At 66.3% G+C, this 22,873-nt stretch carries 17 protein-coding genes; 6 read left to right on the forward strand and 11 right to left on the reverse strand.

What is annotated here, in order from left to right:
- Positions 1-15 precede the first annotated feature (15 nt).
- The 4 genes from fdhE to fdnG form a co-directional block, all read right to left on the reverse strand.
- A complete protein-coding gene (fdhE, locus tag DID99_RS24670) occupies positions 16-951 on the reverse strand; it encodes a formate dehydrogenase accessory protein FdhE (RefSeq protein WP_185733814.1) in 936 nt (311 codons plus the stop codon).
- Between the two features lie 107 nt (positions 952-1,058).
- Positions 1,059-1,685: a formate dehydrogenase subunit gamma gene (locus DID99_RS24675; RefSeq protein WP_124486369.1), complete on the reverse strand. Its 627-nt coding sequence runs from the start codon at positions 1,683-1,685 to the stop codon at positions 1,059-1,061.
- Complete coding sequence (gene fdxH, locus DID99_RS24680) at positions 1,682-2,596, reverse strand: formate dehydrogenase subunit beta (protein WP_124521880.1); 915 nt, start codon at positions 2,594-2,596, stop codon at positions 1,682-1,684. The genes DID99_RS24675 and fdxH overlap by 4 nt, the downstream gene beginning before the upstream one ends.
- A 10-nt stretch (positions 2,597-2,606) precedes the next feature.
- Positions 2,607-5,678, reverse strand: coding sequence for a formate dehydrogenase-N subunit alpha (gene fdnG / locus DID99_RS24685; RefSeq protein ID WP_148094681.1), 3,072 nt, complete (start codon positions 5,676-5,678; stop codon positions 2,607-2,609).
- Positions 5,679-5,817: 139 nt separating this feature from the next.
- Here fdnG and DID99_RS24695 point away from each other — a divergent pair, with 139 nt between their 5' ends.
- The 3 genes from DID99_RS24695 to DID99_RS24705 all read left to right on the forward strand — a co-directional run bounded on the left by DID99_RS24695 (position 5,818) and on the right by DID99_RS24705 (position 9,284).
- The gene (locus DID99_RS24695; RefSeq protein WP_124521365.1) at positions 5,818-6,750 is read left to right on the forward strand and encodes a YihY/virulence factor BrkB family protein; all 933 of its coding nucleotides are present in this window, start codon (positions 5,818-5,820) and stop codon (positions 6,748-6,750) included.
- Between the two features lie 421 nt (positions 6,751-7,171).
- Entirely contained in the window at positions 7,172-8,332 is a 1,161-nt protein-coding gene (locus DID99_RS24700) for a porin (protein WP_124667669.1), read from the forward strand.
- Between the two features lie 478 nt (positions 8,333-8,810).
- Positions 8,811-9,284, forward strand: coding sequence for a VOC family protein (locus tag DID99_RS24705; RefSeq protein ID WP_044843835.1), 474 nt, complete (start codon positions 8,811-8,813; stop codon positions 9,282-9,284).
- Positions 9,285-9,423: 139 nt separating this feature from the next.
- Here the strand turns inward: DID99_RS24705 and DID99_RS24710 are convergent, their stop codons facing one another.
- Complete coding sequence (locus DID99_RS24710; protein ID WP_185733815.1) at positions 9,424-9,648, reverse strand: hypothetical protein; 225 nt, start codon at positions 9,646-9,648, stop codon at positions 9,424-9,426.
- 259 nt (positions 9,649-9,907) lie between these two features.
- Positions 9,908-10,357, reverse strand: coding sequence for an HU family DNA-binding protein (locus DID99_RS24715; RefSeq protein ID WP_011548077.1), 450 nt, complete (start codon positions 10,355-10,357; stop codon positions 9,908-9,910).
- 268 nt (positions 10,358-10,625) lie between these two features.
- Between DID99_RS24715 and DID99_RS24725 the strand changes: the two genes are divergently transcribed.
- Positions 10,626-11,744 carry an acyltransferase gene (locus tag DID99_RS24725; RefSeq protein WP_044843834.1) on the forward strand — a complete coding sequence of 373 codons (1,119 nt, stop codon included), beginning with the start codon at positions 10,626-10,628 and terminating at the stop codon, positions 11,742-11,744.
- Between the two features lie 175 nt (positions 11,745-11,919).
- Here the strand turns inward: DID99_RS24725 and galU are convergent, their stop codons facing one another.
- The gene (galU, locus tag DID99_RS24730; protein WP_124486375.1) at positions 11,920-12,807 is read right to left on the reverse strand and encodes a UTP--glucose-1-phosphate uridylyltransferase GalU; all 888 of its coding nucleotides are present in this window, start codon (positions 12,805-12,807) and stop codon (positions 11,920-11,922) included.
- Positions 12,808-13,035: 228 nt separating this feature from the next.
- The gene (locus DID99_RS37390) at positions 13,036-13,179 is read right to left on the reverse strand and encodes a hypothetical protein (RefSeq protein ID WP_006479318.1); all 144 of its coding nucleotides are present in this window, start codon (positions 13,177-13,179) and stop codon (positions 13,036-13,038) included.
- A 213-nt stretch (positions 13,180-13,392) separates the two neighbouring features.
- Here DID99_RS37390 and DID99_RS24735 point away from each other — a divergent pair, with 213 nt between their 5' ends.
- A complete protein-coding gene (locus DID99_RS24735; RefSeq protein ID WP_124667670.1) occupies positions 13,393-14,568 on the forward strand; it encodes an acyltransferase in 1,176 nt (391 codons plus the stop codon).
- Between the two features lie 539 nt (positions 14,569-15,107).
- Here DID99_RS24735 and DID99_RS24740 read toward each other — a convergent pair.
- The 3 genes from DID99_RS24740 to DID99_RS24750 are packed head-to-tail and all read right to left on the reverse strand — an operon-like array spanning position 15,108 to position 21,284.
- A complete protein-coding gene (locus DID99_RS24740; RefSeq protein WP_124667671.1) occupies positions 15,108-17,582 on the reverse strand; it encodes a glycosyltransferase family 4 protein in 2,475 nt (824 codons plus the stop codon).
- Positions 17,579-19,045, reverse strand: coding sequence for a flippase (locus DID99_RS24745; protein WP_124667672.1), 1,467 nt, complete (start codon positions 19,043-19,045; stop codon positions 17,579-17,581). The genes DID99_RS24740 and DID99_RS24745 overlap by 4 nt, the downstream gene beginning before the upstream one ends.
- 46 nt (positions 19,046-19,091) lie before the next feature.
- Positions 19,092-21,284 carry a hypothetical protein gene (locus DID99_RS24750; protein WP_185733816.1) on the reverse strand — a complete coding sequence of 731 codons (2,193 nt, stop codon included), beginning with the start codon at positions 21,282-21,284 and terminating at the stop codon, positions 19,092-19,094.
- A 491-nt stretch (positions 21,285-21,775) separates the two neighbouring features.
- Here DID99_RS24750 and DID99_RS24755 point away from each other — a divergent pair, with 491 nt between their 5' ends.
- Positions 21,776-22,840 (forward strand): acyltransferase, encoded by a 1,065-nt coding sequence (locus DID99_RS24755; protein WP_124667674.1) that lies wholly within the window; start codon positions 21,776-21,778, stop codon positions 22,838-22,840.
- Positions 22,841-22,873: the final 33 nt, after the last annotated feature.

Consider the following 22,873-nt stretch of genomic DNA (forward strand, 5'->3'; position numbering starts at 1 on the left):
CCCGGCTCCGTACCGTCATTCCGCTTCGCGCGACATGTCCGGCCACAGCAGCGGGTTCGGCGAACTGCGCTGGTAGCCGGCTTCGTTCATCAGCAGGTCGAGCGTGAGGCTCGCGAGATCGTCCGCCAGCGGCTCGAACTCGTAGTCCTTCTCCTGGTAGCCGATCTTGCGATAGGTCTTGCATTCGTCACAGGACTCGGCCTTGACGGCTTCGCTGCCGCCTTCGATCCCGTGGTAAGCGATGCCCTTGGTCGAGTCGCAGTGCGAACATTTCGTGCGCACCATGTGCCACTCGGTCGTGCACAGGCCGCACTGCAGGAAACGGTAGCCCTGGTACTGGCCGCCGACGCGCACGACGCTCGCGACCGGATGCGTGCCGCACACGGGGCACAGCCCCGGCTGGTCGAGATACGGGACGTCGGCCGGTGCCACGCGGCTCGCGAGATCGGTCCAGACGACCTGCAGCGCGGCCATCAGGAACGGCGCGGTGGCCGGGTCGACTTCGGCGAAGCGCAACGCGAGGATCGCGTCGGCCTGCGCGTCGAGTTCGGCGGGCGCCATCAGGCGCAGCCGGTCGAGCAGCTTCGCGAGCGACGGATTGACGAGCCCGGCGCTTTCGACGCGGTCGAGCAGTTCGTACAGCACGGCCCGCCACTGCGGGTTGCGCTCGCCGTCGAGCGCCGGCACGAGGGGCATCGAATGCTGTTGCGCGCGTGCGATCGCTTCGGGCGACGGCAGCGGCAGTTCCAGCGCCTGCAGCGTCGCGTGCTGCGCGTCGGCAACGGTCGCCATCAGCCGCAGGTAGCCGCTGATCGGGTTCAGGTCGGCAAGCTTGCGCAGCCGGGCGGCACGCGCGGCGAACGCGGTGCCGCGCTCCGGCAGGCGAAAGCGCGGAATGGCCGAGTGATCGAGCGCCGAAATCTCGGTCGGTTCGAGAATGCGTTGTGTCACGAAAATGTCTTCCAAATAAACAAGCGCCGACAGGTCGGCGCTTCAGGCGATTCCGACGGCTGACGGAACGGCCCGCCGCGATCGGCGAGCCGCCCCGCTCCAGTGCGTTATTTCACGCTTTCACGGAACCACTTCGGGTGATGCTTGCGGGCCCAGCCCAGCGTGACGGTGCCGCGCACCATCGCCCCGATCGAGCCCTTCACCCACAACGCCGCGTAAATGTGCACGATGATGCTCGCGATCAGCACGAAGGCCGCCACGGCATGCACGACGGCCGCCGCGCGGATCACCCCGATCGGGAAGTAGAACGAGAAGTAGCGCCGCCAGATCACGATCCCCGACAGCAGGAGCAGCAGCAGGCACGCCACCAACGTGAAGAATAGCAGCTTCTGTCCGGCGTTATAGCGCCCGACGGGCGGCAGCCTGTCTTCCTGGTTGGTCAGCACGTCGCCGATCTGCTTCAGCCATTGGCGGTCGTCCGCGTCGAGCGTGTTGTGATGCCAGAAGCGCACCACGAGAATCGCGAACGACACGAACATCACGAGACCGACGAACGGATGCAGGATCCGCGTCCACTGGCCGCCGCCGAACAGCGCGGTGAGCCAGAACATCGACGGATGGAACAGCGCGAGCCCGGACAGCGCGAGCAGCACGAACGTGATCGCGGTGATCCAGTGGTTCGTGCGCTCGTTCGGCGTGTAGCGGACGATCAGGTTGGGGTCGTCGTGCTTCATTTTGCGTCCTCCTTGATGCGTCGCGCCTCGTCGCGGGCGGCGGCTTCCTCTTCCTCGCTGACCTCGTTCGGACCGACCCGGGTGTAGTGGAAGAACCCGGCCAGCGCGGTCAGCGCGAGGCCGGCGACCGCGAGCGGCTTCGCGATGCCCTTCCACAGCCTCACCATCGGGCTGATCGACGGATTGTCGGGCAGCCCGTGGTACAGCGACGGTTTGTCGGCGTGGTGCAGCACGTACATCACGTGCGTGCCGCCGACGCCCTGCGGGTCGTACAGCCCCGCATGCTCGAAGCCGCGCTCCTTCAGGTCCTCGATCCGCTCGGCCGCGTGCTGCTTCATGTCCTCCTTGGTGCCGAACACGATCGCGCCGGTCGGGCAGGTCTTCACGCAGGCCGGTTCCTGGCCGACCGCGACGCGGTCGGAACAGAGCGTGCACTTGTACGCGCGATGATCCTTCTTCGAGATCCGCGGCACGTTGAACGGGCAGCCGGTCACGCAATAGCCGCAACCGATGCAGTTCTCCTCGTGGAAATCGACGATCCCGTTGTTGTACTGCACGATCGCGCCCGGCGACGGACACGCCTTCAGGCAGCCCGGATCCTCGCAGTGCATGCAGCCGTCCTTGCGGATCAGCCACTCGAGGTCGCCCGCCGGGTTCTCGTATTCGGCGAACCGCATCACCGTCCACGAGTGCTCCGACAGGTCGGCCGGGTTGTCGTACACGCCGACGTTGGTGCCGACTTCGTCGCGCAGGTCGTTCCACTCCATGCATGCCGTCTGGCATGCCTTGCAGCCGATGCACTTCGATACGTCGATCAGCTTCGCGACGCTCCCGGTCACCGGTTCGCGCGCCGTGGGCGGCGGCGTCGTGGTGGCCGAGACGCGCTTGATATCCAGCGATTGCAATGCCATCTCTTCCCCCTTACGCCTTTTCGACCTTCACCAGGAACGACTTGAATTCCGGTGTGTACGAGTTGCCGTCGCCTACGGACGGAGTCAGGGTATTGGCGAGATAGCCGGGCTTCGTCAGACCCTTGAAGCCCCAGTGCAACGGGACGCCGACCGTCTGGACCTTCTTGCCCTCGATCGTCAGCGGCTTGATCCGCTTCGTGACGAGCGCGACCGCGACGATGTAGCCGCGCTTGGACGACACCTTCACGCGATCGCCGTGCGCGACGCCGACTTCCTTCGCGAGGTCTTCGCCGATCTCGACGAATTGCTCGGGCTGGATGATCGAGTTCAGCCGCGCATGCTTGGTCCAGTAGTGGAAATGCTCGGTCAGCCGGTACGTCGTCGCGACGTGCGGGAACTCCGATGCCTTGCCGAACGACGCGCGGTCGTCCGGGAACACGCGGGCAGCCGGGTTGTTCAGCGCCTGCGGGTTGTCAGGGTGCAGCGGGTTCGCCGCGAGCGGCGTCTCGAACGGCTCGTAGTGCTCGGGGAACGGACCTTCGTTCATCCCCGCGCGGGCGAAGAAGCGCGCGACGCCTTCCGGGTTCATGATGAACGGCCCCATCCCGTTCTCGGGCGGTTCGTCCGCCTTGAAGTCTGGAATGTCGGGGCCCTTCCACGCGCTGCCGTTCCAGCCGATCAGCTTGCGGGTCGGGTCGAACGGCTTGCCGGCGACGTCGCACGATGCGCGGTTGTACAGGATCCGCCGGTTGGCCGGCCAGGCCCACGCCCAGTTCAGCGTCTGGCCGATGCCGGTCGGGTCCGAGTTGTCGCGCCGCCCCATCTGGTTGCCGGCCTGCGTCCAGGCGCCGCAGAAGATCCAGCAGCCGCTCGCGGTCGTGCCGTCGTCCTTCAGCTGCGCGAACGCGGCGAGCTGCTCGCCCTTCTTCACGAGCGTCTTGGCCGGATCCTTCGGGTCGGGCAGGTCGGCGAGCGCACGGCCGTTGAACTCCATCGCGAGCTCTTCGGGCGTCGGGCTTTCCGGGTTCGCGTACGGCCAGGTCAGGTTCACGATCGGGTCCGGATACTTGCCGCCGTCCGTCTGGTACATCTTGCGCATGCGCAGGAACAGCCCCGCCATGATCTCGAGGTCGCTCTTCGCGTCGCCCGGCGGCTCCGCGCCCTTCCAGTGCCATTGCAGCACGCGGCTCGAACTGACGAGCGAGCCGTTTTCCTCCGCGAAGCACGTGGTCGGCAGCCGGAACACCTCGGTCTGGATCTTCGACGCATCGACGTCGTTGTAGTCGCCGTGATGCTTCCAGAACTCGGACGTCTCGGTCGCGAGCGGATCCATGATCACGAGCCACTTCAGCTTCGCGAGGCCGGCCGCCGTCTTCACCTTCGACGGCGCCGCCGCGAGCGGGTTGAAGCCCTGGCAGATGTAGCCGTTCATCTTGCCGGCATTCATCAGCTCGATCGCCTGCAGCAGGTCGTACTGCTTGTCGAGCTTCGGCAGGTAGTCGTAGGCCCAGTTGTTCTCGGCGGTCGCGGCGTCGCCCCACCACGACTTCATGAAGCTGACGTGGAACGCCTTGTAGTTCTTCCAGTAGCTCAGCTGGTTCGGCCGCAGTGGCAGCTGCACGCGCTTCTTGATGTAGGCGTCGAAATCCTGCTCGGCCTGCATCGGCAGCGTCATGTAGCCCGGCAGCAGGTTCGACATCAGCCCGAGGTCGGTCAAGCCCTGGATGTTCGAGTGGCCGCGCAGCGCGTTCATCCCGCCGCCGGCGATGCCGATGTTGCCGAGCAGCAGCTGCACCATCGCGCCGGTGCGGATCATCTGCGCGCCGACCGAATGGTGCGTCCAGCCGAGCGCGTACAGGATCGTGCCGGCGCGGCCTGGCACGGCCGTCGTCGCGAGCATCTCGCACACCTTCAGGAATTTCTCCTTCGGCGTGCCGCAGGTCTGCTGGACCATGTCCGGCGTATAGCGCGCGTAGTGCTGCTTCAGCAGGTTGTAGACGCAGCGCGGATGCTGCAGCGTCGGGTCGACCTTCGCGAAGCCGTCGTCGCCCCGCTCGTAGTCCCAGCTCGATTTGTCCGGATACGCGTGCTTCTCGGCGTCGTAGCCGGAATAGATGCCGTCGTTGAACGCGAAATCCTCGCGCACGATGAACGAGAAGTCCGTGTAGTTCTTCACGTACTCATGCTGGATCTTGTCGTTCGTCAGCAGATAGTTGATCACACCGCCCAGGAAGACGATGTCGGTGCCGGTGCGGATCGGCGCGTAGTAGTCGGCCACCGAGGCCGTACGCGTGAAGCGCGGGTCGACGACGATCAGCCGCGCCTTGCGGTGCGCCTTCGCCTCCGTCACCCACTTGAAACCGCACGGATGGGCCTCGGCTGCATTGCCGCCCATCACGAGAATCACGTCCGCGTTCTTGATGTCGACCCAATGGTTCGTCATCGCTCCACGGCCAAACGTCGGGGCAAGACCTGCCACCGTCGGGCCATGTCAGACACGCGCCTGATTGTCGAATGCGAGCATCCCCAGACTGCGGATGGTCTTGTGCGTGAGGTAACCGACTTCGTTACTGCCCGCCGATGCGGCCAGCATGCCGGTGGTCAGCCAGCGGTTGACCTTCGCGCCGTCTTCCGCCGTCTCGACGAAGTTCGCGTCGCGGTCGGCCTTCATCAGCTTCGCGATCCGGTCGAGCGCGTCGTTCCAAGAGATGGGTTCCCACTTGTCCGAGCCGGGCGCACGATACTCGGGGTGCGTCAGGCGGTTCGGGCTGTGGATGAAATCGATCAGGCTCGCACCCTTCGGGCACAGCGTGCCGCGATTGACGGGATGGTCGGGATCGCCTTCGATATGGATGATGCTCGGCTGCGCATTCTTCGCGCCGTCACCGAGGCTGTACATCAGGATGCCGCAACCCACTGAACAATAAGGACAGGTGTTGCGCGTTTCGACTGTGCGCGCCAGCTTGTACTGTCGGACCTCGGCGAGCGCTTCCGTCGGAGAAAAGCCCAGCAGGGCAAGACTCGATCCGGCAAGCGACGTGGCCGTCACCTTCAGGAACTGGCGCCGGGACATTTGTAGCATGATGGTCTCGGCGTTTTTGTGGGGTGGGGTGAAACTGAAAGGAATTATAGACAGTTCAGGCAACTATGATCGATTCGTCGGATCAATACCGATTTGCCGATCCACCGATGTCCTGCGTTCAACGCACAACCGAACCGTCATGAAACGACAGATCACGTCCGAGGCGACCCGCCTCGCGCAACAACAGGCCAACTGGGCACTCAACGCGTTCAGGCGCTTCTCTTCCGACCGCTGCTCGGCGATGGCCGCGAGCATCGCGTTCTTCTCGGCGTTCTCGCTCGCGCCGACGCTCGTGATGGTGATCGCCGTGGCCGGCTGGTTCTACGGCGACGACGCCGCGCGCGGCCAGGTGTTCGAGCAGGCCCACCAGTTGATCGGCGACGATGCGGCGGCCAGCATCCAGACGATCGTGCAGAACGCGCATCGCGCGGGCCAGCGCGGCGGCATCGCGACGCTGATCTCGTTCGCCGCGCTCGCGATCGGCGCGTCGGCGACGTTCGCGTCGCTGAACACCGCGCTTTCCGTGATCTGGCCGAGTACGGAAAGCCGCTGGTCGAGCATGCTCGGGCTCGTGCGCGTGCGGCTCATTTCGTTCGGGCTCGTGCTCGGCGTCGCGTTCCTGCTGATCGTGTCGCTCGTGCTCGATACCGCGATCACGTTCATCGGCACCTGGCTGCTCGGCGATTCACCGTATGTCGCGATCACCAACCTGTTGCAGTTCTTCGTCGGCATCGCGGTGCTCGCGGGCGCGTTCGCCGCGCTGATGAAGTTCCTGCCCGATGCGCGCGTCGCATGGCACGACGCGACGATCGGCGGGATCGTGTCCGCGATCCTGTTCTCCGGCGGCAAGAAGCTGTTCGCGCTGTATCTCGCGCACGCGGGCACGGCCAGTGCGTTCGGCGCGGCCGGATCGTTCGCGGTCCTGCTGATGTGGCTGTACTTCTCGGCGGCCGTGCTGCTGCTCGGCGCGGAATTCGCGGCCGCGCGCGGCGATGCGCATCGCCGCAACGGCAACGTCCCGGCCGCGGCCGCGCCGACGGATCGCACCGCCGATCGCTCAGGCGGCAACTGAATCCCCACGTATTTTTTCCCGCGCGGCCGCGCGTCGCGCGCGCCGCATCGTCGCCCTACGCGACTGCCTTCGCTTGCGCAACCCACCCGGCCGCCGCGCGTTGATGCGCTCTTTGCATCAGCGCGCGATGCAGCCTGCAACAGCAAACGTTTGCACGCGTCAATTTCCGTGCGCCAACCGGCCAAACCCGCCCCTCCGCCGCCGAACACACCAACCGCTGCAACAATCGCGGCGCAGCAATTGTCAACTATTTCAAAAAGAGGAACAGTCCTTGATGTGCTTGATATATATAGACTTTTTCTCGCTGTTACCTTTTCGAGACACTTTATTTTTTAAGCTTTCTTGCAGGGATGGCACTGAGCTATTCTCCAATCCGCAACAAATAATGAATGACGAATCATTTGCGTGGAGATACTCAACGATGAAGAAACTCGCACTCTCGACCCTCTCGCTCGCCCTGCTGGGCGCCGCTGGCGCTGCTCACGCTCAGTCGAGCGTGACGCTGTACGGCGTGATCGATACGTCGATCGCATGGGTCCACGGCAACGACGGCCAAGCCAACAACTCGTGGCAAATGCTGTCGGGCAACCTGCAAGGCAGCCGTTGGGGCCTGAAAGGTGCTGAAGACCTCGGCGGTGGCCTGAAGGCGATCTTCCAGTTGGAAAACGGTTTTGATCCGGGCACGGGCCACCTGAACCAGGGCGGTCGCATGTTCGGTCGTCAGGCATACGTCGGCCTCGAGAGCGCCCAGTACGGTACGCTGACGCTCGGCCGCCAGTACGACCCGCTGGTCGACCTGGTCCAGGCAGTCACGGCTGACAACTACTTCGGCAGCGTGATGGCAACGCCGGGCGACGTCGACAACAACGACAACTCGCTGCGCGTCAGCAACGCAATCAAGTACACGTCGCCGGTCTGGGCAGGCTTCCAGGTCGAAGGCATGTACGCCCTCGGCGGCGTCGCAGGCAAGACGGGCGCAGGCCAGACGTGGTCGGTCGCAGCTGCCTACAACAACGGCCCGGTCGGCGTTGCAGCAGGCTACTTCTACGCAGCCAACCCGTCGCCGACGACGGCGATTGCACGCGGCGGCTGGGGTTCGACGACCTCGGACAACATCATCGACGGCCCGATCAACTCGGGTTACGCAACGGCGAAGTCGATCGCGATCGCACAAGTCGCAGGCCAGTACGCACTCGGCCCGGTGACGTTCGGCCTCGGCTACAGCAACGCACAGTACAAGCCGGACGCATTCTCGGGCTTCGGCTCGACCGAAAAGTACAACACGGGCCGCGCGTTCGTGACGTACCAGGTCACGCCGCCGCTGCTGCTGGGCCTCGGCTACTCGTACACGAAGGCGAGCGGCGATACGGACGCGAAGTACCACCAGGTCGGTATCGGCGCGGACTACTCGCTGTCGAAGCGCACGGACATCTACCTGGTCGGCGCATACCAGCACGCGAGCGGCACCCAGCGCGTGAACGCGACGACGACGCAAAGCGCGCAAGCGTCGATTGCTTCGTACGGCTTCGCTGGCAAGAGCTCGGCCGAACTGGTCGCACTCGGCATTCGCCACAAGTTCTAAGAAGTACGTTTCCGGTGTGCATGGCGTCTCCGACGCCGTGCCGCCGAACTGCAAAACCAGTCACCGGTTTCGGCCGTGGCTGGTTTTTTTTCGTCCGTTGCCGGCGCCGCCGTGGCGAGCGGCGATCGTGGCCGGCACCGTGGGTACGGCAAACGGCCGGGAGCGGCGCCTGGGCCGCCTGTCGCGCGCCGGAAGCGTGTCCGGAGGCATCCGGATACCCTGCACGGTCGGACCGTGGCATACGGCCGGTCAGGCGCATGCCGCGCTGGCTGCCACCGCGCTCCCATATTCCTCCTGACGCGCGCCTGGAGGATCCGGCGTCGCAACGGACGCATGTGTGTCCACCCTGCCGATTTCGATACCGCGACGCAAAGCACTATGCTTCGACGTGTCGATTTCGACGGCCTTCGTCCGTCGTATCGATGGCGGCACGCAGATTGCCCCGTTCCTCACCGACACACCCGACAGGAGACGCTCTATGACGATTCAGAAGATCACGCCGTTCCTCTGGTACTCGACGGAAGCCGAAGAAGCCGCGGCCTTCTATGCGGGCATTTTTCCGGACTCGCGCGTCGTGCGCGTCACGGCGGTCGCCGGCACCAGCGGCACCCGGATGGTCGAGTTCGAGCTGTTCGGGCAGCCGTTCATCGCGATGAGCCACCCGCGCACCGAGACGTTCAACCATGCGATCTCGCTGATGATCAGTTGCGCCGACCAGGCGGAACTCGACCGCTACTGGAGCGCGCTGCTCGACAACGGCGGCACGGCCGACGGCTGCGGCTGGCTGCGTGACCGCTTCGGCGTCTCGTGGCAGATCGTGCCCGACGCATTGATTCCGATGATGGCCGACCGCGACGAGGTCAAGGCGGCGCGCGTGGCCGCTGCCATGATGCAGATGACGAAGTTCGACGTCGCCGCGCTGAAGGCCGCATACGCCGGCACGGCGGGCTGACGAAGTCACGGACGCTGCGTGCCCTTCGCGCGGGCAGCAGCACGCATGTGCAGCGCGCGCGGTTCGCGCACGACCGCGGTCGTCCACCGGATTGCATCGCGCCGCGACGCAATCGCAGGAAGCGGTCGCGCGCGCACCGCTACGTCGACAGCATCGCTTCGACGATCCACCGCGCGTAGCGCGCGAACGCGGCGACCGTCACCCGCAGGTCGATGTCGCTGCGCGGTGTCGGCCCGCCGTCGCGTGCCGAGCCGAATCCGAACGGATGCATCGCCTGCGGCATCGCGCCGGGATGGCGCTCGATCGCCGCACACGCGGCAGTCGCCTGGTCGGCGATCCCGACGCGAACGATCGCTGCGTTCATCACGCGAGACTCGCGCGACACCCGCGCAATGCGCAGCGATACAAGACCGCGCGCCGGCACGAACACGACGATCCGGCCATCCGCGCAAGCGGCCCGCGACACCGGATGCGCGTCACGTCATGCCGTATCCGCGCTGTGCGATGCCGACGCGGCCGCGCGATTTGCGCGGCGCAATAAAAATCCCCGTACGCTTTCGCGTACGGGGATCGTCGGACATCGCAACGGCCGCCGACCTGCAATCGGCGACCGTTACGCGGCATTACGCAGCCGCGTCCTTCAGCTTCTTCAGCGCACGTGCCTTCACGCGCACGCTGGCCGGCTTTGCCGGGAACCAGCGCTCTTCGCCCGTGAACGGATCCTTGCCGAAGCGCTTCTTCTTCGCCGGCACGACTTGCGCCGTGATCTTCAGCAGACCCGGCAGCGTGAACTCGCCTGCGCCCTTCTTGTGGACCGAGCCCAGCACGACGTTCTCGAGCGCGACGAGCACTGCCTTGACCGCCTTCACTTCGACAGCTGCACGCTCAGCGATGTGCGTTGCGAGCGATGCCTTCGTGAACTTGTCCTTCAGCGGCGTCGGAGCGGCCGGTGCTGCCTTCGCGACAGCCTTCTTGGCCACTACTTTCTTCGCGGGCGCAGCCTTTTTGGCAGCCACTTTCTTGGTGGCCGGTGCGGCAGCCTTCTTGGCCACCTTTTTTGCGGAAGTCGCCATGTTTCTCCTACCAGGTGTGGTCGTTGGATACACGAAGCGTGCAACGCGCGCGCTTCAACGCCGGATTCTACAAGCGCGGTGACGCTTCGTGCAGTACTTTTATGCGTTTTCGCGGGGTTTCCCGCAGGTTTTGTTGCGCGCGACCGACTTCGCCGACGCTCGAGCAACGAAAAACGCCTTCACGTATACGTCGAAACGCGTCCGAACGCGAATTACGTTCGATATTTGCGCGCCTATACTGACCTCGCTCAGTGCCCCGGATGCCTTCATGCGCGAAGTCAGATACGTCAAAGGACTCGACGGCCTGCGAGCCCTCGCCGTCATCCTCGTTTTCCTGTCCCACAAGGGCCACGTCCTCGCTGTCGACGTGGGCAAGCTCGGTGTGTGGACGTTCTTCTTCATCAGCGGATTCCTGATCGTCGGCGAACTGCATCGCAACCGTCAGGCAATCGAGAGCGGCACGATGACGCGCCGCCATGCGCTGGCGCTGTTCCTCGCGAAGCGCGCGCTGCGGATCTTTCCCGTCTACTACCTGCTGCTCGCCGCGCTCGCGATCGCGCACGCGCTGTTCTACCAGCGCGGCGTCAATCTCGGGCTCGCGTGGCACGCCACGTTCCTGTCGAACTACTGGATCGGCGTCGTCAAGGACGGCTGGCCAGGCTCCACGTCGCACTTCTGGAGCCTCGCGGTCGAGCAGCAGTTCTATCTGATCGCGCCGCTCACGCTGCTCGCGGTGCCGGCCGCGCGCCACGTCGCGCTCGGCGTCGCGGCCGTCGCGCTGTGCGCGCTCGCGCATCTCGCGCTCTACGCGCTCGACGCATCGCCGGTGCTGATCTACGCGTTTTCCCCGTGGAATTTCGCGCTGATCGCGCTGGGCGGCGTCGGCGCAATGGCGCTCGCCGATCGCGGCCAGGACGTCGTCCGCCGCATTCCGCCCGGCTGGCTCGGCGCCGCCGGCGTCGCGTTCTTCCTCGCGCTGCCCGCGCTCACGACGCTACCGGACGTCGTCACGGGGCTCACGGATCTCGGCCTGTCCGCGTCGCTCGGCGCGCTGATGCTGTGGATCGTCACCGAACCCGACCACCCGGCCGTGGCACTGCTCGACTGGGCGCCGCTCGTCTATCTCGGCACGATCAGCTACGGCTTCTACCTGTTCCACAACCTGATTCCGGCACGTCTCGGCGAGATGCCCACGCTGTTCGCGCGCGTGCCGATGCCCGCAATCGCCCGGGACGTGCTGCCGGAACTGCTGCAGTTCGCACTCGCCGTGCTGCTCGCGCATCTGTCGTGGCGCTATCTGGAAAAACGCCTGCTCGACTTCAAGAAGCCGATCGCCGCGATGCTGGCCCGGTACTTCGTCGCACGGCCGGGCACGTCGCCGCGCTGAGCGGCGCACCGGAATCGTCGCGCACGCACCCGTTCGACGCAGCCCGGATTCAGCACCGCGGATCAGCCGCCGCCCCACGCCTGCGCGGCGAATGCACGCAAAAAAGCCCCGGCGCACAAGGCCGCCGGGGCCAACGGAACAACCACCACCTGAAACAGCGGAGCAGCGCGGCTGCTTATGCGACAGCAGCCAGCGCGGGCAGGCAGGTACGCAGGTACGCCTCGAATTCGCGGCTCACTTCCGGATGCTGGAGCGCGAGTTCGACGGTCGCCTTGAGGTAGCCGATCTTGCTGCCGCAATCGAAACGCGTGCCGTAGTAGCGATACGCGAGCACCTGTTCGTTCGCGAGCAGCGACTGGACGGCGTCGGTGAGCTGCAGTTCGCCGCCCGCGCCCGGCTTGAGCTTGCGCAGGTGATCGAAGATCGTCGGCATGAACACGTAGCGGCCGACCACGCCGAGGTTCGACGGCGCGTCTTCCGGCGCCGGCTTCTCGATGATGCCCGACAGCTTGATGATGTCCTCTTCCCACTCGCGGCCTTCGATGACGCCGTACGAGCGGCTGTCCTCGCGCGGAATCGTCTCGACCCCGATCACCGAGCTGTGATAGTGATCGAACACGTCGACGAGCTGCTTGAGCACCGGCTGTTCGCCATGCAGCAGGTCGTCGGCGAGAATCACCGCGAACGGCTCGCCGTGCACGAGCTTCTCCGCGCACAGCACCGCATGGCCGAGGCCGAGTGCTTCCGGCTGGCGCACGTAGAAGCAGTTCACGTGGCTCGGCTTGATGCCGCGCACGAGTTCGAGCAGCTTTTCCTTGCCGCGCGCCTCGAGTTCGGCCTCGATCTCGTACGACTTGTCGAAGTGATCCTCGATCGCGCGCTTGCTGCGCCCGGTCACGAAGATCATCTCGGTGATACCGGCGTTGATCGCTTCCTCGACCGCGTACTGGATCAGCGGCTTGTCGACGACGGGCAGCATTTCCTTCGGGCTCGCCTTCGTTGCCGGGAGGAACCGCGTGCCGAGACCGGCGACGGGGAACACGGCCTTGGTGACTTTCAACATGTTCGCATCCTGATTGCGTTGACTGCGCCGCGTCGCTGGACGACCCGGCGCGATTGTTTTCCGAACGGCATATCGAGAACCGGCGGCACGGCCAATTCCACTCCACTCATTTTCGATATGAACCGATTGCCCATGTTTCCGGAAAAGAGATAATCTGCAAATCCGGTCGATATTGCCGAACCCGGCGCCGATACAGAAACAAATTACCGATTTTCCGGATACAAATTCTTACGATTCGAATTCCTCGATATACGGGACGCCGCCCCGCTCGAGACCCGGGCGAATCGGCTCGTTCTTCAGCGCCTCGCGGTACGCCGACAGCACGGCCATGACCAGCAGTACTGCCGCGCTCGCGATCCAATGCATGTCCATCTTGCCGCTCCTTGCATCAATCAACTGGAGCTTCAAACTATCAGAAAAAAATCGGCAAATAATTGTGGCGGCGGCGAAACCGCTTTCAGACCGGAATAACACCACCATCTGAAATACCACTATTTCCCGACGCGATTTTTTTATTCATTCGAGCGAATTCTTGCGCATTACGATTGGACCATCCCCTTCATCCGTCGCAAGGAATCGAATCGCATGCAAGCTTTCAGCGGATCGTCTTTGACTGCGCCGCCCGTCGCCGACCACAAGGAACACGTGATCGACGCGATGCGCGGGTTCGCGGCGCTGCTCGTCGCCTATTTCCACTGCCGCCAGGTCGTCTGGGTCGGCATGCAGAGCTTCCATCACGCTTACGGTCATGCGCTGAACCCGAGCGCGATCGCCGGCTACCTGACCTTCCCGTTCGCATGGGGCTCCGCCGGCGTGCCGATCTTCTTCGTGATCAGCGGCTACTGCATCCACCGCAATGCAGCGCTCAAGCTCGCGGCCAACCCCGCGTACCGGCTCGACGCGCCGAACTTCTGGGCGCGCCGCTTCGCGCGCATCTACCCGGTGCTGCTCGCCGCGCTGCTGTTCACGCTCGCGATGGACGCGGTCAGCCTGCAGATCGCGCCGGTCAGCCACAAGATCCGCGACGTCGGCATCACTGCGTTCCTCGTGAACCTGTTCTCGCTGCAAGGCGTCGCCGGCTACACGTACGGGTCGAACGGCGCGCTGTGGACGCTGTCGCTCGAAGTGCAGTTCTACGCGATCTACCCGCTCCTGTTCGCGCTGCGCCGGCGCATCGGCATGCCGGCCATCGTCGCGGCCGTCGCGCTCGTCAACGTCGCGTCGGCGTGGCTGCTCGAACGGCACGACCTGCAGTTCTTCACGTCGTACTGGCTGTCCTGGACCGTCGGCGCGTGGATCGCCGACGTGCGCGCGCAGCCGGTGCGCGGCACGGCCGCCGTGCCGTCGCGCGCGTGGTACCTCGCGGCGGCCGTGCTGCTGGCCGCGGGCTGCGGCGCGTTCCATTTCGGCCAGTACGGCGCGTTCCAGCTGTGGGCGGCCGGCTTCGCGTGCTTCCTGTACCGCGCGCTCGCCTGCCCGCCGCGCCCGACGCCGCTGCTGCGCGTGCTCGGCTGGTTCGGCGACTTCAGCTACTCGCTGTACCTGATCCATCTGCCGCTGTTCGTCTGCCTCGGCTCGGTGCTGTTCCACTCCGAACTGCAACTGTCGATCTGGCCGTCGATCGCGTTCATGGCCGCCGCGATTCCGGTCGCCTACGTGTTCTACCGGCTGTTCGAACGCCCGGCGATGATGTGGGCGGCCAGCCTGAAGCCGACCCGCACCGCCCGCGTCGTCGCACCGGCCCCCGAACGGGCCGCCTGAACGGCGCCGTTGGCGCGCTCGCGGCCCCCGCCCGGCCCCCGCCCGGCGTCAGGCTGGGCGAGGGCTTTTCTACGGGCAGGACGGCGCGAGGATGCATTTGCGCGTCGCGACGCGGCGGGCACGACGTACCGAAGTACGCAAGCCGCGGCGTCATGCGCCGCCTGGGCGGCTGCACGGCGGTCGCGTCGCCCGACCCCTCACGCGATCCGCGGCAGGACCGCACGGCGCCGCTCCTGGCGTCCCGCGCAGCGATTCCGAACCGGGCGGCGGCCGGATTCACGCCCGCTGCAACGCATCGCTCCGCCGCCCGAGCGCATCGTCGTTGCAGCCCGCATCCCGCGACCCGGGCCGGCCCCGCATTGCGCCGCTCGCGCTTACGCAATCGCTCGGCTTGCGCAGATTACGGATTCGTCACGTGCGGCGTGCCCGGTGCGCGACAGCGCTCAAAGCGCAAAGCCCCCATGCAGCGCAACGCCGCATGGGGGCCCGGTTCCGCCGGTTCACGACGACACGCTTCACATGCCGCCGCAAGCCGCCACCTACCGCTTCTTCGCCTTCGCGGCCTTCGCGGCCTTCGCCGTATCCGCGAGGATCTTCTCGACCCGCGCCACATAGGTTTCGGTGCCGAACCGGCGCACCGCGGTCGCCCGCCCGCTCACGACGAGCCGCTCGCGCAGCGCGGCGTCGCGCTGCAGCCTGCCCAGCGCGTCGGCCAGCGCGGCCGCGTTGCCCGGCTCGCAGAGCAGCCCGTTTTCGCCGTCCTCGATGATCTCGACGACCCCGCCCGCGCGGGCCGCGACCACCGGCCGCCGCGCGAGCATGCCCTCGACGATCACGCGCCCGAACGGCTCCGGCGTGATCGACGTATGCGCGACCACGTCGACCGCCTTCATGCACGCGGCCACGTCGCGCTGGAAGCCGAGGAAATGGACACGGTCGTCCATCCCGTGACGCGCGACGATCTCGTGCAGCTGCGCCGCGTATTCGTCCTCGCCGAACAGCGGCGCGCCGACCAGCACCACGTGCATGCCGGGATGGCGAGCCGCGGCCTCCAGCAGCAGGTGCTGCCCCTTCCAGTGCGCGAGGCGGCTGAACGAGCCGACCAGCCATGCGTGCTCGGGCAGCCCGAAGCGCGCGCGCAGCGCGGCCTGGCTCGCATGGTCCAGCGCGTCGAACGGTTCGGCCGAAATGCCGTTGAACACGACGTCGACGTGCTGCGGCGTGAAGCCCGTCAGCGCACGAAATGCCTGCGCGGACGCGTCGGAGTTCGCGATCACGCGCGTGACGCCGAACCGCGCGCAGTACTTGATCGCCATCAGCTGCTTGCTGCCGAAATGGTCGCCGCTGACGATGTCGCGCAGGTGCCAGACCACCGGCTTGCGCGCGAGCCGCCCGGCCAGCGCGGCGACCACCATCGCGCGCTGCGTGTTCGCGTAGATCACCTCGGCGCGGCGCGCGCGCCGTGCGACGTCGCGTACGAGCGCGACCAGCTGCTTCAACGCGCCGGCCGACACGCCGCCCTGCTTGCGCACCCCGGCGAGCGCGCCCTGGTCGAGCACGTCGACGCGCGCGCCGATCTCGTCGAGCGCCGCGCGGAACGGGCCGTCGTCGAACAGCAGCACATCGGCGTTCGCGCGCATGTGCTTCATGATCTCCAGCAGCGACAGCTCCGCACCGCCGAGAACGCCGCTCTGATCCAGCACGAGCGTCGCCGGGCCGCGCGCGGCCGGCATCGGCGCGACGGCCGTGCCGCGCTGCGCGGTCGAGCCGGGCAGCGCCGTCTCCACGTAATCGAGAAAGCGCCGCCGAAAGGTGTCCGCCGAAAAGCGCTCCGCATTCGCGCGGCACGCGTGCGCCGTGAAGCGCTGCGGTGCGCGCTCGAAATCGTCGACCGCCGCGACGATCGCATGCGGCGTCTGTTCGTCGAAGAACAGCCCGGTCGGCTGCGCGTGCGAGCGCGGCTCGAGCACGGTCTCGAGCGCGCCGCCCTTGCCGTACGCGATCACGGGCGTGCCGCACGCCTGCGCCTCGACCACCGAAATCCCGAAATCTTCCTCGGCCGCGAACACGAACGCCTTCGCGCGCCGCATCCGGTCGTGCAGCACCGCGAACGGCTGGTAGCCCATGATCTCGACGTTGGGGCCGGCCTTCGCGCGGATCTTCTGCATCTCCGGGCCGTCGCCGATCACGACGAGCTTGCGCTCCGGCGTGCGCGAGAACGCTTCGACGATCAGGTCGATCTTCTTGTACGGCACCATCCGCGACGCGGTCAGGTAGAAATCGTCCTTCACCTCGTTCAGCGAGAAGCCGTCCACGTCGACCGGCGGGAAGATCACCGCCGCGTCGCGGTGATACACCTTGCGGATGCGGCGCGCGATGAACGCGGAATTCGCGACGAAGCCGTCCACCGCGTTCGCGGTGCGCGTGTCCCAGTTGCGGATGTAATGCAGGATCATCCGCGCGAGCAGCGACTTCGGCCCGTGCGTCAGGTTCGACTGTTCCAGATACTGGTGCTGCAGGTCCCACGCGTAGCGGATCGGCGAATGCACGTAGCTGATGTGCATCTGGTCCGGCCCGGTCAGCACGCCCTTCGCGACCGCGTGGCTGCTGGAGATCACGAGGTCGTAGTCCGACACGTCGAGCTGCTCGATCGCGAGCGGCATCAGCGGCAGGTAGCTGCGGTACTTGGTGCGTGCGAACGGCAGCTTCTGGATGAACGAGGTCGTCACCGGCTTGCCGCGCACGAACGCGCGGTCGTCGAGAAAATCGACGAGGCTGAACAGGTCCGCGTCGGGAAAGCACGCGACGATCTGTTCGAGCACGCGCTCGGCGCCGGCGTACGTGACGAGCCAGTCGTGGACGATCGCCACGCGCAGCGGGCGCGACGCATCGCGTGCGCTCGCCTGCCCGGCCGGTTTGCCCCGGCGCAGCGTAGCGGCGTCGCCGGCTTCGGCCGCGGCGGCATCGGCCGTGGCGAGGTTCAGGATGGCGTGTTCCGCCAGATCGCGATTCATACGGTTTTCCTCGCATTGAGACGGACGAACAAGTCACGCACCAGCGCGCGCAAGGCCGGCGTCATCGTGAACGACCACGCCAGGTTCAGCACCAGCACGACCGCGCAGAGGCCGATCGACTCGCCGAGCCCCGACCACGCTTGCGCGAGAAACAGGCTCGCGAGCAGGAAGGCGAGATGCGCGAGCATGTCGAGCACGATCGCGCGCATCCGGATCGCCGACAGGTAAAGCAGCACGCCGTAGTCGACCAGCGCGCGGGTCGCGACGACCACCGCCGCGCCGATCAGCCCGAAGTGATGAATACCGAACCACAGGCCGCCGACGAAGAACGGCATCTCGATGAGCCCTGCGAACGCGGCCCGCGCCGGGTTGACCTGCGACTGGATCAGGATCCGCGTGACGCTCGCCTGGCCGACGAGCCACACGCTGATCACCAGCACGCGCCCGACCGGCGCCGAATGCGCGGCGAGATCGGCGCCGACCCACAGCGTGAGGAACGGCGCGAGCGCGAAGATCGCGACGATGCCGACCGGCGTGAACACGCCGTTCAGGAATTCGAGCGACTGGCGCGCGAGCGTGTCCGCGTGATCGCGGCCGACCGCCGACAGGCGCGGGAACAGCGTGCGCACCAGCGCGTTCGGCAGCATGTTCAGCCGCGTGACGAGGTTCTGCGGAACCGTGTAGTAGGTGACGAACTTCGCGCCCATGCCGGCGCCGAGCATCACGCGATCGAGCGTGTCGGCGATCATGCTCGCCATGCTCGCGATCAGCATCCAGCCGCCGAAGTTGAACAGCCCTTTCGCGGTGCCCCACTGCGGCGGGTCGATGCGCCGGATCCCGAGCACCTTGATGCTCGCGTGACCGAGCATCACCGCCGCGATCAGCCGCGCGACGACCGCGGCGGCGAGCACCGTCTGCAGGTTCGGCGCAATCCACCACGCGGCGCCGAGCGGCAGCAGCTGGAACAGGAAGGTGCCGATCGTCTGGTTCGTGTTGAACACGCCGAACCGTTCGGCGCCGTTGATCGCGCCGGCGAACACCCACGACACGTTCGCGAGCGGAATCGCGAGCGCGAGCCACGGCAGCGCGAGATACACCTCGTGCTGCATCGCCGCCGACACCTTCGTGAAGTACTCGGTGTAGATGAACGCGCCGAAATAGATCAGCAGCCCGCCGACGATGCCGGTGCCGAGATTCAGCCAGAACGCGCTCCAGAACACGCGCGCGCTTTCGTCGGCGTCGCCGCTCGCGAGCGCCTTGGAGATGTGGTTCTGCGCGGCCATGCTCATCCCGAGATCGAGGATCCCGAAATAACCGATCAGCGTCCACACGAGGCTGACGACGCCGTAGCGCTCGACGCCCAGCGCGTGGATATAGGCGGGCACCGTCACCAGCGACACGAAGGTCGGCAGGATCAGCCCGATGAAGTTGATCGAAACGTTCTTGAGTATGCCTTTGTCCATGCTTCTGCCTTGTGTGACGGCGACTGCAACGACGGTGCGCCGCCCGTCACGGTTTCCAGCGATACATCAGCACCTTGCCGCGCGCGTCTTCCTCGACGAACACCAGGTATTCGCCGTTCTCGCGCCGGAACGCGCTGATGCCGAACGGCACGTCGACCCAGCCCGACGCCTTGCCGACCTCGGCGCCCGGGCTCATCACGCCGACCTCCTTGCCGGTTTCCTTGTCGTACACGTGGATCTTCCCGACCGGCTCCACCGTGAAGATGTAGCGGCCCTCGACCGTGATCCCGATCAGGTCGAGGATCGGCTTCGCGTCGAGCTGCCACGGCAGCGCGACCGTATAGCGCACCACCGGCGAGCCGCTCGACCACTTGTCGAAGCGCACCAGCACGCGGCCGACTTCCTTGTTGATGCCGGGCTGCGGCGGCGCGTCGGCCGTGTAGCCCGTCACGTACAGCGTGTCCGTCTGCGGCTCGTAGATCGCGCGGCGCAGCTGCGTGAACGGCTGCGGCATCGGATAGGTCGTGACCTTGTCGTACGAATAGATCGGGTTGCCGGCCTTGTCGACGCCGCCGTAGCCGAAGCGATGAATCCCGCGCACGTCGCTCGTGCGCCAGATGTCGCCCTTCGTGTCGACCCACCAGCCCCAGCCGCCCGCCTTCACCTTGCCGGTCGTGTTGGTCGTGAACTCGTCCTCGTCGAGCCGGCCGTTGCCGTTCGCGTCGCGCCAGATCCAGTCGCCGCCCGGCGGCTTGTTCGGCACCTTGTCGACCGGCCGCGCACGGCCCGCGATCAGGCCCGACGGAATCGCGACCTCGCCGTCGCGCTTCGCGTCGAAGCGGTAGATCTTCAGGTGATCGGCGTACATGTCGGTCAGGTACAGGAACGTGCGCCCGTCGATGCGCCGCGCGAACGGCATGCCGGGGTACTGGTCCGTGTGGAACACGGGATCGTCCGGATACTTGAAGCGGTTCGACAGGAAGCCGGCGTATTTCCAGTCCTGGCCGTGCGGCTTCGACAGGTCGAGCTCGAAGCGCTTGTTGCCCGTGTACACGCTGTTCGGCCGTGCGGGATCGAGCCACGCACCGTCGACGAACAGCAGCCCCTGCACCTGCCAGCGCAGCTTGCCGTCCGGCGTGTAGCTCTCGAGCACCGCGCCGAGCCCCGCACCGATCGTGTCGTGGCGCGGCCCGATGCCGTTCATCGACACGTACACGTTGCCCGCGCGATCGACGCCCACGCCCGTCAGCCCGTTGAAACGTTGCGGCCCGGGGCGACCCGGCACCGGGCCCGCGAAGATCCCGCCGCGCTCGCCGAGCGTGCCGGACGGCGCATAGCCGTTGCCGCCTTTCGAGAAAATCAGCACCTGCTGGCGCGGGCCGTTGTCCGCGACCAGCACGCGCCCTTTCGCGTCGACCGCCACGTCCACCGCATCGGTCCCCTCGGGCAGCGCGGGCGCGTCGTCGAGCTTGCGGCCGTCCGCGCGCACGTGCACGAGGTGCGCGGGCCCGTTGAGCGTATCGGTGAGCAGCCACAGCGTGCCGTCGCCGGCGAGCGCGATGCGGCCCGGCTCGTGCGCACTCCACGTGCCCTTCTTCTGCATCGTTTCGGCGTCGTACACGTCGACTTCGTCATGCGAAGGATTCGTCGCGAACAACGTCTTGTCGTCGGCCGCGAGGCCGCCCACTTCCGCCTTCAGCTCACCGACCTCCGACCGCGCGGGTGCCGCCACTTCGTTCATCACCATGAAGCTCGCGGCCATTCGCGCACGGCCGGCATCGGCGCGCCCGCCGGGCGCGACCTGCGGCGCCGCGCGGAACGGCGCGGGCTGCTTCATGTCGCCGATCGTGCGCCGCGAAATGCCGTACCACTGCTTGCCCTTGTCCGGCCAGATGCCGGGCGACTGCAGATGGCCGCGCTCGTTGCCGACGCCGATCGCGACGTACGCATACTTGCCGTTCACCGCGACCGCGTTGCCGCCGAGGTTGCCCCAGCCATGCGTGCCGCCGGCGAAGCCGAGCATCTTCCCGTCCTGGTAGACGCTCGCCTCGGCGCCGCTCTCGTCCCACGGCGCGTTCGTATACACCTTGCCGTCGGGCGTCACCGCGATCGCGCGAATGTCGATCTGCGTCCAGCTGCCGTCGCCATAGCCGAACGTGTTGCCGATCCACGACGTGGTCGCGGGCAACACGGTTTCAGCCGGTGCGGCGCTCGCGGACAGCGCCGCGCATACCGTCATGCCAACCAGAATCAGACGTCGCAATGCGCTCTCCAGACTCGATGCAAAAGCGACCGGCGCCGTGGCGTGCTGTCTGCCTGGATGACCTGTCGCGTGTGGGTTTCAAACGTCGCGATGCAGGTTACAAGCAAAAATAATCACAAGAAATTTGGAAATATTTGGGGATGTTTCCGCCTGAAATATTGAACCGGAATCGTGCGGAATAGCCCCGGCGAAGCGGAAATAACGACCGCCTTTCACGCGACGATCCGTAGAAAATTCCGCTCCGGCCCGTCCGACGGGCTACCTGGCCTGCAAATCTTTCATCTCGTGATTGAAACGACCGGCATTTGAATGTTTTCAGCCGAATAAATGACATGCGTTTTTTTGCCGATTTCTTTTCCCTAGAATCGATTTCGAATCAATATTTCCTTTAAACGCATGCATTACGTTCACGCATCGAATACGCGGCGCGCGTCGGCATCGGCCGCGCGTCGCGAAGGAGCGGCGCGATGACGGGCATCTCGCGCACCGCCGACCTCGCCCCGCCGCAACACGGCCGCATCGTGCAGCTCGACGGGCTGCGCGCGATCGCCGTCGGCGCCGTGTTCCTGCAACACGCGCTGAAGGCGCCGCTGTGGATGGGCGTCGACCTGTTCTTCGTGCTGAGCGGCCTGCTGATCACCGGCATCCTGCTCGAGCGCAAGGCGCGCGGACAGTCGTACTTCAGCCACTTCTACGCGCGCCGCGTGCGCCGGATCCTGCCGCCGTACGTGTTGCTGCTGGTCGTGTCGACGCTGCTGTTCGGCGCGAGCTGGCTGCCGCACTGGCCGTGGTTCGCGTTCTTCTCGACCAACATCGGGCTGTCGCTCGGCAGCATCGGCCACGACAGCCTGAACGTGCTGTGGTCGCTCGCCGTCGAGGAGCAGTTCTACATCTTCTGGCCGTTCGTCGTGCTGTGGTGTTCGGAGCGCGCGCTGCTGTGGATCGCCGCCGCGCTGATCGTCGCGGCGCCCGTGCTGCGCGCGATCGCGACGCCGTGGTTCGATTCGTTCTGGCCGATCTACTACCTGACGCCGTTCCGGATGGACCTGCTCGCCGCTGGCGCGCTGCTCGCGATCGTGCTGCGCCGCGACCGGCGCGCGCTGGAGCCGTTCTATCCGCTCGCGATCGTCGGCGCGCTCGTGTCGCTCGCGATCCTCGGCTGGCTGCACCTGTCGTTCCCGCGTTTCCGCGCCGCGAACACGCCGCTGTCGAACGCCGCGCTCTACAGCATCTCGCTGCTGCTGTGCACGTCGATCGTCGTGATCGCGCTGCGCGGACGCGGCGTCGTGCAGCGCGTGCTGACGAACCCGCTGCTCGTGTACGTCGGCACCGTCAGCTACACCGTCTACCTGATTCACCTGAGCGTGCTGTACGCGCTGTGGCCGCTGCACCTGAACCGCTTCGTCACGGCCGCGCTCGCGCTGGCCATCACGCTCGTGTACGCCACCGTGAGCTGGTACGGCTTCGAGCGGCGCCTGACCCGCGGCCCCGCGCGCAGCACGATACCCGCCGCCGCGCGCACGACCGCCTGACTTTCTCAATCCATCGTTTCGACCAGGACATTG

Source organism: Burkholderia sp. Bp8986 (assembly GCF_003854225.1).
GTDB lineage: Bacteria > Pseudomonadota > Gammaproteobacteria > Burkholderiales > Burkholderiaceae > Burkholderia.

Excerpts from the sequence above, each read along its gene's own strand:
- DID99_RS24675 (WP_124486369.1), bottom strand. The coding sequence starts at position 1,685 with ATGAAGCACGACGACCCCAACCTGATCGTCCGCTACACGCCGAACGAG.
- fdxH (WP_124521880.1), bottom strand. The coding sequence starts at position 2,596 with ATGGCATTGCAATCGCTGGATATCAAGCGCGTCTCGGCCACCACGACG.
- DID99_RS24695 (WP_124521365.1), top strand. The coding sequence starts at position 5,818 with ATGAAACGACAGATCACGTCCGAGGCGACCCGCCTCGCGCAACAACAG.
- DID99_RS24700 (WP_124667669.1), top strand. The coding sequence starts at position 7,172 with ATGAAGAAACTCGCACTCTCGACCCTCTCGCTCGCCCTGCTGGGCGCC.
- DID99_RS24705 (WP_044843835.1), top strand. The coding sequence starts at position 8,811 with ATGACGATTCAGAAGATCACGCCGTTCCTCTGGTACTCGACGGAAGCC.
- DID99_RS24710 (WP_185733815.1), bottom strand. The coding sequence starts at position 9,648 with ATGAACGCAGCGATCGTTCGCGTCGGGATCGCCGACCAGGCGACTGCC.
- DID99_RS24715 (WP_011548077.1), bottom strand. The coding sequence starts at position 10,357 with ATGGCGACTTCCGCAAAAAAGGTGGCCAAGAAGGCTGCCGCACCGGCC.
- DID99_RS24725 (WP_044843834.1), top strand. The coding sequence starts at position 10,626 with ATGCGCGAAGTCAGATACGTCAAAGGACTCGACGGCCTGCGAGCCCTC.
- galU (WP_124486375.1), bottom strand. The coding sequence starts at position 12,807 with ATGTTGAAAGTCACCAAGGCCGTGTTCCCCGTCGCCGGTCTCGGCACG.
- DID99_RS37390 (WP_006479318.1), bottom strand. The coding sequence starts at position 13,179 with ATGGACATGCATTGGATCGCGAGCGCGGCAGTACTGCTGGTCATGGCC.
- DID99_RS24735 (WP_124667670.1), top strand. The coding sequence starts at position 13,393 with ATGCAAGCTTTCAGCGGATCGTCTTTGACTGCGCCGCCCGTCGCCGAC.
- DID99_RS24740 (WP_124667671.1), bottom strand. The coding sequence starts at position 17,582 with ATGAATCGCGATCTGGCGGAACACGCCATCCTGAACCTCGCCACGGCC.
- DID99_RS24745 (WP_124667672.1), bottom strand. The coding sequence starts at position 19,045 with ATGGACAAAGGCATACTCAAGAACGTTTCGATCAACTTCATCGGGCTG.
- DID99_RS24750 (WP_185733816.1), bottom strand. The coding sequence starts at position 21,284 with ATGACGGTATGCGCGGCGCTGTCCGCGAGCGCCGCACCGGCTGAAACC.
- DID99_RS24755 (WP_124667674.1), top strand. The coding sequence starts at position 21,776 with ATGACGGGCATCTCGCGCACCGCCGACCTCGCCCCGCCGCAACACGGC.